11 protein-coding genes and 3 pseudogenes are annotated in these 13,888 nt (G+C 71.5%); 2 read left to right on the top strand and 12 right to left on the bottom strand.

What is annotated here, in order from left to right:
- The first annotated feature begins 10 nt into the window (after positions 1-10).
- Both opcA and pgl read left to right on the top strand, forming a co-directional pair.
- Positions 11-940 carry a glucose-6-phosphate dehydrogenase assembly protein OpcA gene (gene opcA, locus ACFSL2_RS02310; protein ID WP_377196278.1) on the top strand — a complete coding sequence of 310 codons (930 nt, stop codon included), beginning with the start codon at positions 11-13 and terminating at the stop codon, positions 938-940.
- Positions 940-1,740 (top strand): 6-phosphogluconolactonase, encoded by an 801-nt coding sequence (pgl, locus tag ACFSL2_RS02305; RefSeq protein ID WP_377196277.1) that lies wholly within the window; start codon positions 940-942, stop codon positions 1,738-1,740. The genes opcA and pgl overlap by 1 nt, the downstream gene beginning before the upstream one ends.
- Positions 1,741-1,864: 124 nt before the next feature.
- On the opposite strand, the gene ACFSL2_RS02300 is transcribed toward pgl, so the two are convergent.
- The 12 genes and pseudogenes from ACFSL2_RS02300 to ACFSL2_RS02245 all read right to left on the bottom strand — a co-directional run bounded on the left by ACFSL2_RS02300 (position 1,865) and on the right by ACFSL2_RS02245 (position 13,880).
- Complete coding sequence (locus ACFSL2_RS02300; protein WP_377196276.1) at positions 1,865-2,227, bottom strand: RNA polymerase-binding protein RbpA; 363 nt, start codon at positions 2,225-2,227, stop codon at positions 1,865-1,867.
- A 54-nt stretch (positions 2,228-2,281) separates the two neighbouring features.
- Positions 2,282-2,524, bottom strand: coding sequence for a preprotein translocase subunit SecG (secG, locus tag ACFSL2_RS02295; protein ID WP_377196275.1), 243 nt, complete (start codon positions 2,522-2,524; stop codon positions 2,282-2,284).
- Between the two features lie 317 nt (positions 2,525-2,841).
- Positions 2,842-3,612, bottom strand: coding sequence for a triose-phosphate isomerase (gene tpiA / locus ACFSL2_RS02290; RefSeq protein ID WP_377200754.1), 771 nt, complete (start codon positions 3,610-3,612; stop codon positions 2,842-2,844).
- Positions 3,613-3,709: 97 nt separating this feature from the next.
- Entirely contained in the window at positions 3,710-4,921 is a 1,212-nt protein-coding gene (locus ACFSL2_RS02285; protein ID WP_377196274.1) for a phosphoglycerate kinase, read from the bottom strand.
- 112 nt (positions 4,922-5,033) lie between these two features.
- Positions 5,034-6,038 carry a type I glyceraldehyde-3-phosphate dehydrogenase gene (gene gap, locus ACFSL2_RS02280; protein WP_377196273.1) on the bottom strand — a complete coding sequence of 335 codons (1,005 nt, stop codon included), beginning with the start codon at positions 6,036-6,038 and terminating at the stop codon, positions 5,034-5,036.
- 305 nt (positions 6,039-6,343) lie between these two features.
- Positions 6,344-7,324, bottom strand: a pseudogene (whiA, locus tag ACFSL2_RS02275) (DNA-binding protein WhiA).
- Positions 7,325-7,414: 90 nt separating this feature from the next.
- Positions 7,415-8,424 (bottom strand): annotated as a pseudogene (locus ACFSL2_RS02270) (gluconeogenesis factor YvcK family protein).
- On the bottom strand, positions 8,421-9,359 hold the full coding sequence (gene rapZ / locus ACFSL2_RS02265; RefSeq protein ID WP_377196272.1) for an RNase adapter RapZ: 939 nt from the start codon (positions 9,357-9,359) through the stop codon (positions 8,421-8,423). The pseudogene ACFSL2_RS02270 and the gene rapZ overlap by 4 nt, the downstream one beginning before the upstream one ends.
- Positions 9,360-9,378: 19 nt before the next feature.
- Positions 9,379-11,324, bottom strand: a pseudogene (uvrC, locus tag ACFSL2_RS02260) (excinuclease ABC subunit UvrC).
- Between the two features lie 62 nt (positions 11,325-11,386).
- The gene (locus tag ACFSL2_RS02255; protein ID WP_377196271.1) at positions 11,387-11,872 is read right to left on the bottom strand and encodes an OsmC family protein; all 486 of its coding nucleotides are present in this window, start codon (positions 11,870-11,872) and stop codon (positions 11,387-11,389) included.
- A gap of 41 nt (positions 11,873-11,913) precedes the next feature.
- Entirely contained in the window at positions 11,914-12,573 is a 660-nt protein-coding gene (locus ACFSL2_RS02250; protein WP_377196270.1) for a response regulator, read from the bottom strand.
- Positions 12,570-13,880 carry a sensor histidine kinase gene (locus ACFSL2_RS02245; protein WP_377196269.1) on the bottom strand — a complete coding sequence of 437 codons (1,311 nt, stop codon included), beginning with the start codon at positions 13,878-13,880 and terminating at the stop codon, positions 12,570-12,572. The genes ACFSL2_RS02250 and ACFSL2_RS02245 overlap by 4 nt, the downstream gene beginning before the upstream one ends.
- Positions 13,881-13,888: the final 8 nt, after the last annotated feature.

The raw sequence follows: 13,888 nt of genomic DNA, 5'->3' as shown, positions 1-13,888 counted from the left end.
GGACGGCCCGATGATCATTGACATGCCCGATACCACGTCCAACGACGTCAACAAGCGTCTCGTGCGGTTGCGCGACGAGGGGGGTGCCGTGGCCCTCGGCCGCGTGCTCACGCTCGTGGTGCTCGCCGACGAGCGGGACGTCGAGGAGTCCGTCGAGGCCGCCAACGACGCGAGCCGGGAGCACCCGTGCCGGGTCATCGTCGTCGCGCCCGCCGAGCGCGGGGCCGACGGCCGCCTGGACGCCCAGATTCGCGTGGGTGGTGACGCCGGCGCCTCCGAGGTGGTGGTCCTGCGCGCCTTCGGCCCGCTCCTGGAACGGACCGACACCCTCGTGATGCCGCTCCTGCTGCCCGACGCGCCGATCGTGGCCTGGTGGCCGCGCGAGGCGCCGGAGGTGCCGTCGCAGGACCCGGTGGGCGCCATGGCCGCCCGCCGGATCATCGACAGCACCGTCGCGAAGAACCCGGTCGACATGCTGGGCAACCTCGCCGGGACCTACGCTCCCGGCGACACCGACCTCGCCTGGGCACGCGTGACCCTGTGGCGGGCGCTCATCGCGGCCGCCATCGAGCAGCCGCCCTACGAGCCCGTGCTGTCGGTGACGGTGGAGGGGCAGAAGCGGCACACGTCGCTCGACCTGCTCGCCGCCTGGCTCGGCGCACGCCTGCACTGCCCGGCCGAGGTGGTGCGCACCAGCAGCGACGACGCGATCACGCGCGTGACCCTGGAGCGCAAGAGCGGTCCGATCGTGCTCGACCGGCCGGACGGCCGCACCGTCACGATCACCCAGCCGGGCAAGCCCGCCCGCCGGATCGCCCTGCCGATCCGGGCACTGAACGAGGCCCTGATCGAGGAGCTGCGCCGGCTCGACCCGGACGAGACCTTCGAGGAGGCCCTCATCCGGGGGCTCGACCAGGTCACCACGCGGACGGCCGCCTGATGGGTCGCTCGACCGACGCGACACCGGGGGTGCGGCTCGTCGTCGTGCACCCCGACAAGCAGGTGCTCGCGCAGGCCGCGGCCGCACGGCTGCTCACACGGGTGCTGGACGTGCAGTCGGTCCGCTCCCCCGTGCACGTGGTGCTCACGGGCGGCTCGGTCGGTATCGCGACGCTCGCCGCCGTGGCCGGAAGCCCGCTCGTGCCGGCCGTGGACTGGTCGAGCGTCCATCTGTGGTGGGGCGACGAACGGTTCCTGCCGGACGGCGACCCCGACCGGAACGAGACCCAGGCGCGCACGGCTCTGCTCGACGGCCTGGTCGCCGAGCACGGCCTCCCCGAGGCCAACGTCCACCCCATGCCGGGGCCGACGTCGGTGGCGACGCCCGAGGAGGGCGCAGCGGCGTACGCGGCGCTCCTGCGTGCGCACGCAGGCGGGCAGGACGACGAACCGGAGGGCCTCGCGGTCCCCGCGTTCGACGTCCTGCTGCTCGGCATGGGCCCGGACGGGCACGTCGCCTCCCTGTTCCCCGGCCACGACGGTCTGGCCGCGCAGGGGGCGACGACGGGCGTGCACGGCTCGCCCAAGCCGCCGCCGGAGCGGGTCTCGCTCACCTTCGACGCGATCCGGTCCGCCCGCGAGGTGTGGATCGTCGCGGCGGGCGCCGAGAAGGCGGAGCAGGTGGCCGCCGCGCTGGCCGACGGCCCGGTGACGGAGGTGCCCGCGGCGGGCGCCGTCGGGCAGGCGCGCACGCTGTGGCTGCTGGACGCGGAAGCCGCAGGCGGCCCTTCCCCGAGGTAGAGCCGAGGCAGAACCGCGGCGAGGTAGGAGCCGGACGAGACAGAACTGGAGCGGGACCACCGATCAGGGTGGCGTCCCGCTCCAGTTCTGTTTCGCTACGGTTCTACCTCGCCGCGTAAAAGACTTAGCGTGCTATGCGCCCACCGCGACGGATGCGCAGCGCCTCCAGCGCCTCCTCCAGGAGGGCGGCACCGTCCTCGTCGGAACGGCGTTCCTTCACGTAGGCGAGGTGCGTCTTGTACGGCTCGTTCCGTACTGGAGCCGGCGGATTGACCGGATCCATCCCCGCGGGGAAGCCACAGCGCGGACAGTCCCACTGCGTGGGGGCCTCCACGTCCTCGCCCACCGAGAAGGTCGGTGCTGTCTCGTGCCCGTTGGCACACCAGTAAGAAACTCGGATGCGCGGCGCTGTGTCGCCCCGCTCCGTCTCCCCGAGAGGGCCGGCGCCTACCCGGCTCCCCCGAATCGCATGACCGCCTGATGCCACGTCTGTCGTCCCCTCTGTCTGTGGCCGTCAGCTGCTAGGCGCTTGGCGACCGGGTCAGCTGACCTTCTGGATGAGCCCGAGCAGGACGATCACCACGGTCCACACGAGGGCGAAGGCGATGGTGATGCGATTGAGGTTCCGCTCGGCCACGCCGGAGGAACCGGCGCCCATCGAGATACCGCCACCAAACATGTCGGACAGTCCGCCACCCTTGCCCTTGTGGAGCAGGATGAGCATGGTGAGGAAGCCACTGGTCAGGACCAGCAGTACTTCCAGAGTGATGCGGAGCGCGTCCACGGGTTCACGTCCTCGGTTGTAGGTGTGCCGGGCGTCTCCCGGCGGCGGATCGGTCAAGAGTAAGCGAGACGTACCTCACAGTGCGAACCCCCAGTTCAGGGCCTCATTCAGAACCTCATGGGGTCCTCAACAGGAGTCGCACCAGGAACATCACGCCCGAGCGAGAGTACCTCAGACAGGTTGCGGGACGGTCTCGGTCAGGCGATATCTGGGGGAATCAGCACTGTGGTCCTGGACGAGCCGGCGGGCTCGTCCAGGACCGGTGTCAGACCTCCGGGTCACGCGGGTGACCTGGAGGACTGACCGGTGGTGCTGGATCAGGCGGTCACGTGGGACTGGTAGCGCGCGATCTTCGCGAACTCCTCCGGGTCCAGGCTCGCCCCGCCGACGAGCGCCCCGTCGACGTCGGGCTGCGCCATGATCTGCGCGACGTTGCCCGACTTCACGGAGCCGCCGTAGAGCACGCGCACGCCGTCGGCGACGGCCGTGTCGTACAGCTCGCCGAGCACCCGGCGGATCGCACCGCAGACCTCCTGCGCGTCCTCCGGGGTGGCGACCTCGCCGGTGCCGATGGCCCACACGGGCTCGTAGGCGACGACGACGTTCGCCACCTGCTCGGCCGGCACGCCGGCCAGCGCGGCCTCGACCTGCGCGAGCGTGTGCGCGACCTGGTCGCCGGCCTTGCGGACCTCCAGGCCCTCGCCGACGCACAGGATGGGCGTGAGGCCGTGCGCGAACGCAGCCCGCACCTTGTCGTTGATCAGGGCGTCGGACTCGGCGTGGTGCTCACGACGCTCCGAGTGCCCGATCACCACGTAGGTGCAGCCGAGCTTCTCGAGCATCGCGCCGGAGACCTCACCGGTGTACGCGCCCGACTCGTGCTTCGAGACGTCCTGGGCGCCGTAGACGAGCTCCAGCTTGTCGCCGTCCACCAGCGTCTGCACCGACCGCAGGTCGGTGAACGGCGGCAGCACCGCCACCTCGACCGCCGTGTAGTCGTGCTTGGCGTCCTTGAGGGACCAGGACAGCTTCTGCACCGTGCTGATCGCCTGCTGGTGGTCGAGGTTCATCTTCCAGTTGCCCGCCATCAGGGGCGTGCGAGTGGTTGCCACGTGTTTCTTCCTTCGTTGAGGGGTACGAGGGGAGCCGGTCAGCCGGCGCTTGTCTGCCGCCTGAGCCTGCGGCTCAGTCGGCCAGGACGGTGAGGCCGGGGAGCTCCTTGCCCTCCAGCAGCTCGAGGCTCGCGCCACCGCCGGTCGAGATGTGGCTGAACCCGGCCTCGTCGAAGCCGAGCGCGCGCACGGCCGCTGCCGAGTCACCGCCACCCACGATGGAGAACGCGCCGTCGGCCGTCGCGTCGATGATGCCCTGCGCCACTGCCGTGGTGCCCGCGGCGAACGCCTCGAACTCGAAGACGCCCATCGGGCCGTTCCACGCGATGGTCTTCGCGTCGGCCAGCTTCTCGGCGAACAGCTTGCCCGACTCGGGGCCGATGTCGAGGCCCATCGTGCCGTCCGGGATCGCGTCCGCGGCCACGACCTGGTGGGGCGCGTCGGCGGCGAACGAGTCGGCGGCGACGATGTCGACCGGCAGGACGATCTCGACGCCGTTCTCCTGCGCCGAGGCGATGTAGCCCCGCACGGTCTCGACCTGGTCGTCCTCGAGCAGCGAGCTGCCCACCGCGTGGCCCTGCGCCTTGAGGAACGTGAACACCATGCCGCCGCCGATGAGCAGGCGGTCCGCCTTGGTCAGGAGGTTGGCGATGACGCCCAGCTTGTCCGAGACCTTGGAACCGCCGAGCACGACGGCGTAGGGGCGCTCGGGGTCTCCGGTGGCCTTCGACAGCGACTCGACCTCGTTCAGCACCAGATCGCCGGCTGCGGCGGGCAGCACCTGCGCGATGTCGTACACCGACGCCTGCTTGCGGTGCACCACGCCGAAGCCGTCCGAGACGAACGCGTCCGCGAGCTGGGCCAGCTCACCGGCGAGCTCGGCCCGCTCCGCGTCGACCTTCGAGGTCTCGCGCGCGTCGAACCGGACGTTCTCCAGGAGGGCGACCTGGCCGTCCGCCAGGGCCTCGACGGTCGCCTGTGCCGACGCACCGACGAGGTCCTCGGCGAGGGCCACGTCCTGGCCCAGCAGCTCGCCCAGGCGGGCCGCGACGGGCGCGAGGGAGTACTGCGGGTCCGGCGTGCCCTTGGGGCGGCCGAGGTGCGCCAGCACGACGACGCGCGCGCCGGCGTCGGCCAGCCGCTGCAGCGTCGGCAGGGCGGCACGGATGCGGCCGTCGTCGGTGATGACGGTCGTGCCGTCATCGTCGGACAGCGGCACGTTGAAGTCTGAGCGGACCAGGACGCGCTTGCCGCGCAGGTCGCCGAGGGAGTCGATGGTCTTCATGGGAGCACTCCAGGTCGAAGGTACCGGCAGGGGCCGTGACATGACGACGTCCGCGTGCGTCGGCTGGCCGGTGCGCACGCGGACGTCGGGGATCACGCTGGGAGAAAAGCCGTCAGAACTTCTCGCCGACGAACACGGTGAGGTTGACGAGGCTGTTCGAGTAGCCCCACTCGTTGTCGTACCAGGAGACGACCTTGACCTGGTTGCCGATCACCTTGGTGAGCTTCGCGTCGTAGATGCTCTGGTGCGGGTTGGTCACGATGTCCGAGGAGACGATGTCGTCCTCGACGTACTCCAGCACGCCCTTGAGCGGGCCCTCGGCGGCAGCCTTGACCGCCGCGTTGACCTCTTCGATCGTCACGTCGCGCGGCGCCTCGAACGTGAGGTCCGTGGCCGAGCCGGTGATCACCGGCACGCGCAGGGCGTAGCCGTCCAGCTTGCCCTTGAGCTCCGGGAGCACCAGCGCGACGGCCTTGGCGGCACCCGTCGTGGTGGGGACGATGTTCTGCGCGGCCGCACGGGCGCGGCGCAGGTCCTTGTGCGGGCCGTCCTGCAGGTTCTGGTCACCCGTGTAGGCGTGGATCGTGGTCATGAGGCCACGCTCGATGCCGATCGAGTCGTTCAGCGCCTTGGCCAGCGGGGCCAGGCAGTTCGTGGTGCACGACGCGTTCGAGATGATGTGGTGCGCCGCCGGGTCGTACAGCTCGTTGTTGACGCCCATCACGAAGGTGGCGTCCTCGTTCTTGGCCGGGGCCGAGATGATGACCTTCTTGGCGCCGGCGTCGATGTGCGCCTTCGCCTTGGTGGCGTCCGTGAAGAAGCCCGTGGACTCGATGACGATGTCCGCGCCCAGCTCGCCCCAGGGGAGGTTCGCGGGGTCGCGCTCGGCGAGCGCGCGGATCTTCTTGCCGTCCACGATGATGTTCTCGTCGTCGAAGTCGACGGTCTTGCCGAGGCGGCCCAGCACCGTGTCGTACTTGAGCAGGTGCGCGAGGGTCTTGTTGTCGGTCAGGTCGTTGACGCCCACGACCTCGATGTCTGCACCCGACTCGACGAGAGCCCGGTAGAAGTTCCTGCCGATACGGCCGAAGCCGTTGATGCCGACGCGGATGGTCACAATGCCCTCCTCAGGGGGCGCCGGCCGTCCCGGCGCACACGTTTCCTTGTATCTGTCGCCACTGGCGTCGATGGTCGACGGCGCAGTGCGTTGCCGGGTAGTCCGCGCACCGCGACCTCGCGACGACCCGTACGGGAAACGCGATGGTCACGGCGTCGTCACCTGACGATTTCGAGCCTATACCCGAACCCGGCCGAACCGTGACCGAGGCGAGACAGCGTGGAACTCAGGGTTCTGTTCGTTCTCACAAGACGGATCATGCGGTCAAGGCTCAGGGTCGGGGGTCGAGGCTCGGGGGTCGAGGCTCAGAGATCGAGCAGGTCGGCCGGCAGCCCGGCCTCGGTGTCGGGGATGCCCAGCTCGAGGGCGCGCTTGTCCGCCGTGGACAGCAGGCGGCGGATCCGGCCGGCCACGGCATCCTTGGACAGCTGCGGCTCGGCCAGGCGGCCCAGCTCCTCGAGCGAGGCCTGCTTGTGCGCGAGGCGCAGCTCACCGGCCTGGCGCAGGTGGTCGGGCAGCTCGTCGCCGAGGATCTCGAACGCCCGCTGGACGCGGGCCCCGCAGCCACGGCGGCCCGGGCGGACCGTCGCAGGTTCGCGTCGTCGAAGTTCGCCAGGCGGTTCGCGGTGCCGCGCACCTCGCGGCGCTCGCGGCGCTCCTCCCAGACCTTGAGGGTCTCCGGTGCGCCGATCCGCTCCAGCATGCGCCCGATGGAGTCACCGTCCCGGATCACCACGCGGTCGATGCCGCGCACCTCCCGGGACTTGGCCGCCACGCCCAGACGGCGTGCGGCGCCCACGAGCGCGAGCGCTGCCTCCGGCCCGGGGCTGGTCACCTCGAGCGCCATGGACCGGCCCGGCTCCGTCAGGGAGCCGTGCGCCAGGAACGCGCCGCGCCATACGGCCTCGGCCTCCTGCACCCCCGCCGACACGACCTCGGGGAGCGAGGCCGCGCACGGGCCGGCCGCGCGGGTCGAGCAGGCCGGTCTGACGGGCGAGCGACTCGCCCTCCCGTACGACCCGCACCACGAACCGCGAGCTCTTCCGCAGGCCGCCCGCCTGCACCACGATGAGCTCGCTCGTGTGCCCGTACAGGTCGTGGATGGCATGCCGCAACCGGGTCGCCGCCGACTCCGTGTCGAGCTCCGCCTCGATCACTACCCGGCCGGAGATGATGTGGAGACCGCCGGAGAACCGCAGTGTCGCCGAGACCTCTGCCTTACGGCAGGACGTCTTCGCCACCCGCACCCGCGCGAGCTCCTCCTTGACCTGTCCCGTGAGCGCCATGGCGTCATACTGCCATGGTCACGCGGAAGACAACCGGGTGGAATCGCGGACACTCGGGCGAATTGTCCCGGCGTGTCGCCTGAGGGCCGGTCAGACGTCCCCGTAGACCCCCTCGAACACGTCCCGGTAGGCGGCCGCCAGCCGCAGCCCGTCGTGCCGGGCGGTGTCGTCGCCCCGCCGGACCTGACGCATGATCACGCGAGCGCCCATGGACGCCGCCGCGGCCTCCAGACCCGTGACGTCCTCGACGGCTGACGGGTCGGCGAGCACGGCATCGATCCGCAGCCCCGGCGCGTGCTTGTGCAGGGCCTCCAGGTGGTCGACGGCGGTGAGGCCCGCCGTCTCCCCGTTCTCGGCCGACAGGTTGAGCGTCACGCAGCGGCGCGCCTTCGTGCTGTGCAGCGCGTCGGCGAGCGCCGGCACGAGCAGGTGGACCAGCACCGACGAGTACCAGGAGCCCGGCCCGAGCACGACCCAGTCGGCGTCGAGCACCGCCTGCACCGCCTCCGGGGAGGCGGGCGGGTCGGCGGGCAGCAGCCGCAGCTGTTCGATCCGGCCCTCCGTGACGGCCACCCTGCTCTGCCCGACCACCGTCTCCAGTGCGGGTTCGGGCGCCCCGGTGCCGCGGCGTGCCGCACGTCGGCCTCGACCACCAGCGGCACCGACGCCATCGGCAGCACCCGGCCACGGGCGCCGAGCAGCCGGCCCACCCAGTCGAGGCCCTCCACCTCGTCGCCGAGCAGCTCCCACAGGGCCACGATCAGCAGGTTGCCCATCGCGTGGTTGTCCAGCTCGCCCGACGACGAGAAGCGGTGCTGCAGCATCGCGCTCCAGGTGCGGCCCCACTCGGAGTCGTCGCACAGGGCCGCCAGCGCCATCCGCAGGTCGCCGGGCGGCAGCACGTCGAGCTCCTCGCGCAGGCGCCCGGAGGAGCCGCCGTCGTCGGCGACGGTCACGACCGCCGTGAGGCGGTCGGACATGAGGCGCAGCGCGGACAGGCTGGCGGACAGGCCGTGGCCTCCGCCCAGGGCGACGACCGAGGGGTTCTTGCTCCACTCCGGTGCGGGGATGTCGGGCACCCCCGGTGCGTGGGGGATCATTCGCGGCCCAGATCACGCGCCGAGACGGAGACGAGCTGGCCCCGGGCGCGGAGTCGTTCGGCGATGGCTTCGGAGATGGCGACGGAGCGGTGCTTGCCTCCCGTGCATCCCACGGCGATGGTCACGTAGCGCTTCTCCTCGTTGAGATAGCCGGCGAGCACCGGAGCCAGGGCGTCGACGTAGCGGTCGATGAACTCGACGGCGCCCGGCCGCGCGAGCACGTAGTCGCGCACCGGCTGGTCCCGTCCCGTCAGGTGCCGGAGCTCGGTGATCCAGTACGGGTTGGCCAGGAACCGTACGTCCACCACGTGGTCGGCGTCCAGGGGGATGCCGTACTTGAAGCCGAACGAGATGACGTTCACCCGCAGCACCTCGTTGATGTCGTGCGCGAGCCACCCCCGGATCTCCCGGGCGAGGTCGTGCACCGACAGTCCCGACGTGTCTATCCGCAGGTCGGCCCGTGCGGCCAGGGTCGCGACCACGGACCGCTCCTCCGCGATGCCGTCGAGGATGCGGCCCTCGCCCTGCAGCGGGTGGGGCCGGCGGACCTGCTCGAACCGGCGCACGAGTACCTCGTCGCTCGCGTCCAGGAACAGGATCCGGTAGGCCACCCCGGCCTCCGTCATGTGCACGAGCACCTTGTCCAGCTCCGAGAAGAACTCCCGGCCGCGCACGTCCACGACGACGGCGACGCGCTCGATGCTCGACCCCTTGGCCATGAGGTCGACCAGGGGCACCAGCATCATCGGCGGCAGGTTGTCGACCACGTACCAGTCGAGGTCTCCAGCACGGCGGCCGCACGCGACCGGCCGGCGCCGGACATTCCGGTGATCACCAGGACCTGCGGTTCGCTGTGCTCGGGGGCGGGGCGCTGCGGCCTCCACCTCGGCGATCCCGTCGGGTGCGGTGGTGGGTGACGGCTCGGTGTTGCTCATGGGGCCAAGCATGCCAGCGTCAGCCCTTCAGAGCTGCCACCACGGCCTCCGCCGTCTTGTCCCCCATACCGCGCACGCTGGCGATCTCCTCGACGCTCGCGGCCTTGAGGCGCTTGACCGAGCCGAAGTGGGTCAGCAGCATCTTCTTACGGGCCGGGCCGAGCCCCGGCACGTCGTCCAGCACGGAGGCGGTCATGCCCTTGCTGCGCCGCCTGCGGTGCTGCGTGATGGCGAACCGGTGCGCCTCGTCGCGGACGCGCTGGAGCAGGTACAGACCCTCGCTGGAGCGCTGCAGGATCACCGGGTAGTCGTCGCCCGGCACCCACACCTCCTCCAGTCGCTTGGCGAGGCCGCAGAGCGCGACGTCGGTGATGCCGAGCTCGTCCAGCGCCTGCTTGGCGGCGGCGACCTGCGGCGGTCCGCCGTCCACCACGACGAGGCTGGGCGGGTAGGCGAACCGCGGCTTCTCCTCCGGTGCGTCGGCGTCCACCTCGCCGCCGGACAGCTCCGCGGCCATCTCGACGTCGTTGGACCTGAGCCGGTCGGCCAGGTAACGCTTGAAGCGCCGCGTGATGACCTCGTGCATGGCCTCCGTGTCGTCGCGGGCGCCGTCGCCGTCCGACCCCGGATGCTGAACGAGCGGTACTCGCTCTTGCGCGGCAGACCGTCCTCGAAGACCACCATCGACGCCGACTGGTAGGTGCCCTGCGTGTGCGAGATGTCGTAGCACTCGATACGCAGGGGCGCGGACTCCAGGTCGAGCGCCTCCTGGATCTCCGCCAGGGCCTGGCTGCGCGTCGTGAGGTCACCCGCGCGGCGCGTGCGGTGCACCATGAGCGCGTGCTCGGCGTTCTTGCGGACGGTGGCCGCGAGCTCCTTCTTGTCGCCGCGCTGCGGCACGCGCACGTCCACCCGTGCGCCCCGCAGGCCGGAGAGCCACGCGCCGACCTGCTCCAGGTCGGGCGGCAGCACCGGAACGAGGACCTCGCGCGGCACCGCGTCGCGGGCCTCCGGCCCGTCCACCTCCTCGGCGGCGCCGTACACCTGCTGCAGCAGGTGCTCCACGAGCTCGCCGTCGGTGACGTCCTCGACCTTCTCGACGATCCAGCCGCGCTGGCCGCGGATGCGTCCCCCGCGGACGTGGAACACCTGGACGGCAGCCTCGAGCTCGTCGCCCACCAGGGCGAACACGTCAGCGTCCGTGGCATCGCCGAGCACCACCGCGTTCTTCTCCGTGGCCCGCCGCAGGGCCTCGATGTCGTCCCGCAGGCGGGCCGCCTGCTCGTACTCCATCTCGGCGGCCGCCTCCTGCATGCGCTTCGTCAGCCGGCGCTCGAACTTGGCGGTGTCGCCCGCCATGAAGTCGCAGAAGTCCAGGACGAGTGCCCGGTGGTCGTCGACGCTGATGCGCCCCACGCACGGCGCCGAGCACTTGTCGATGTACCCGAGCAGGCACGGCCGGCCCGACTGGCCGGCCCGTTTGTAGACGCCGGCCGAGCACGTCCGGATCGGGAAGACCCGCAGCAGCAGGTCGAGGGTCTCCCGGATGGCCCAGGCATGCCCGTACGGGCCGAAGTAGCGTGTGCCCTTGCGCTTCGCCCCGCGCATGACCTGGGCGCGCGGCACCTCCTCCCCCAGCGTCACGGCGAGGTACGGGTACGACTTGTCGTCCCGGTACTTCACGTTGAACCGCGGGTCGTACTGCTGGATCCAGGTGAACTCGAGGGCGAGCGCCTCGACCTCCGTGCCCACCACCGTCCACTCGACCGACGCCGCCGTCGTCACCATCCGCCGGGTGCGCTCGTGCAGGTTGGCGACGTCCTGGAAGTAGTTCGCCAGACGCTGCCGCAGGTTCTTCGCCTTGCCCACGTAGATGACCCGGCCGTGCTCGTCACGGAACCGGTAGACACCGGGCGACGTCGGGACCTCTCCCGCCTTGGGTCGATAGGTAGCTGGATCCGCCATGTCCCCAACCTATGCGCTGCCACTGACACCACGGGACCGGCCGCGGCCGGTCCCGTGGTAGGTCAGGAGGAGAGTGCGAGGGGCGTGGGCGAGCAGTGCACCGGGAAGTTCACCGACCGCGCGATGAAGCACATGGCGTGCGCCTTGTGGTGCAGGGCGGCGACGTGCTCGTCCGTCGCGAGCTCGCCCGGGTCCACCACGACCTTCGGGTGCAGCGTCACGTCGGTGAACGCTCCCTCGCCGCGCGCCTCGACCCGCATGGTGCCCGTCGCGGAATCGCAGTACTCGCGCACGATCAGGCCGGACTCTGCCGCGAGGTGCAGGAACCACAGCATGTGGCACTGGCTCAGGCTCGCGACGAACAGCTCTTCCGGGCTGTTCCGCGTCGGGTCGCCCCGGAAGGCCGGGTCCGAGGACCCGAGCAGGGGCGGCTTGTGCGGCAGGTCGATCTCGTGGTCCCGCGAGAACGCGGCGTACGACGACGTCCCCGTGTCCCCCGCGCCGGTCCACCGCACCGTGACGGCGTAGTCATGCGTGGCTCCGCTCATGGGGTCAGCGTAGCGGCTGGTGGTCTGGATCACACCGCACCTCAGGGCGGCGTGGCCGGGAGAAGTCCACGCCGGTACGCCTCGCCGACGGCGGCCGCGCGGTCGCGCACCCCGAGCTTTCCGTAGACGTGCAGGAGGTGCGTCTTGACGCTCGCCTCGCTGATGAACAGGCTGCGCGCGGCCTCGCGGTTGGACGTGCCGCCAGCCACCAGGGCGAGGACCTCGAGCTCGCGCGCGGTCAGGACCGGGGGCGCCGGACGGCGTACCTGGCCCATGAGATGGCCCGCCGCCGCCGGGGCGAGCACCGCCTCGCCCCGCCGCGCGGCCCGGACCGCAGCGGCGAGCTCGTCCGTACCGGCGTCCTTGAGCAGGTACCCGGTCGCGCCCGCCGCGACGGCGGGCAGCACGTCCGTCTCGCCGTCGAACGTGGTGAGGACCAGGACCCGGACGTCCGGCGCTCGCTCGCGCAGCTGCGCCGTCGCCTCGACCCCGTCCAGCACCGGCATCCGGAGGTCCATCAGCACCACGTCGACGTCGCCGCGCACCGCCCGCGCGACGGCCTGGCGCCCGTCGGACGCCTCGCCGACCACGGTGATGCCGGGGTCGTCCGCGAACGCGCCACGCAACCCGTTGCGCACCACGGGATGGTCATCGGCGATCAGGAGCCGGATGGGAGGCTCGGCGGCGTCGGGCCCGTTCATGGGCGGAGCAGCCCGGTCGAGCCGACGGCTCCCGCCAGGGCGGCACTGCCTGCCGAGACGCTCGCGCTGATCGCCGTCCCCTCACCGGGCGAGCTCTCCACGACGAGGGCCCCGCCGACGCCGGCGAGCCGCTCCCGCATCGTCGTCAGACCGAAGGCCGGTGCCACCGCCTCCGGCGAGAAGCCCGAGCCGTCGTCCCGGACGTCCAGCAGGACCGTGTCGTCCAGATAGCTGAGCGTCACTCCTACCCGGCTCGCGGCCGCGTGCCGGGCCACGTTGGTCAGGGACTCTTGAGCCGCACGGAAGAGCGCCACCTCCGCGGCAGGTGCGAGCGGGACCGCGGCACCCGTGACGTCGCAGGAGCAGACCACACCGTGGTCCGCCGCCCAGCGCTGCGACAGGTCGGCCAGCGCCTCCGGCAGCCGGGAACCCACGAGCTCGCCCGGGTGCATCGAACGCACGGAGCGCCGTGCCTCAGCCAGCGAGTCCCGTGCCAGGTCGAGAGCCCGGTCGACGTGCGGGCGCGCCCGGTCGGGGTCGTGCCACACGCGCTGCGCGGCCTGCACCTGGGTGACGATCCCGGTCAGGCCCTGCGCCAGCGTGTCGTGGATCTCCCCGGCCAGGCGACGTCGCTCGTCCGCTACCCCCACCTCGCGTGCGTGCTCCACGAGCCGAGTGTGCAGCCGCTCGTTCTCCGCGAGCGCCGCCTCCAGGCGGGCGACCGAGCGCTGCTGCTCGCGCTGCTGCTCCATGCCCCGGACGGAGAGCACGTAGCCGCCCGAGATCGCGACGGTCTGCACCGCGACGACGAGGACGAGGATGCCGATCGACCGGAGCGTCGGTTCCGGGCTGATCGTCACGAGGTTGATGACGAGCGACGTGGCGAGCACCCCTGCGGTGACCGCCGACCACGAGCGCGGGTGTGCCAGGTAGTAGGCGTGGAAGAACCCGGCGATCACGAAGATGACGAAGTAGTCGTCGAGCGTCGCGAGCACCGCCGAGAGGGCCAGCAGGCCGGCCAGGTAGACGACGGTCGCCACCCGGCCGCGGGCGAGCGGGTCGTGCCTCGTGTGGCCGACGAGGATCCACCCGCCGGCCAGCACGACCAGCGCGAGCTGCACCATCCGGTCTGCCGGGCCGACAGCCCCCTGGGCCGGCACCGCGAGGCTGAGGAGGAGGGGGACGAGGAGCAGGATCCAGGGCAGGGCCACCAGGAACGCCTCGAACCGCAGCCAGATGTCCGGCCCGCGCAGGTCGGCGCGCCACTGGCGCACGGACCAGAGTCGGGGTGTCACGTCGTCGTCCACCGGACCGC

Origin of the sequence: Promicromonospora aerolata (assembly GCF_042682255.1) — a bacterium.
Taxonomy (GTDB): domain Bacteria; phylum Actinomycetota; class Actinomycetes; order Actinomycetales; family Cellulomonadaceae; genus Promicromonospora; species Promicromonospora aerolata.
This window is presented reverse-complemented; position numbering and strand designations above follow the sequence as displayed.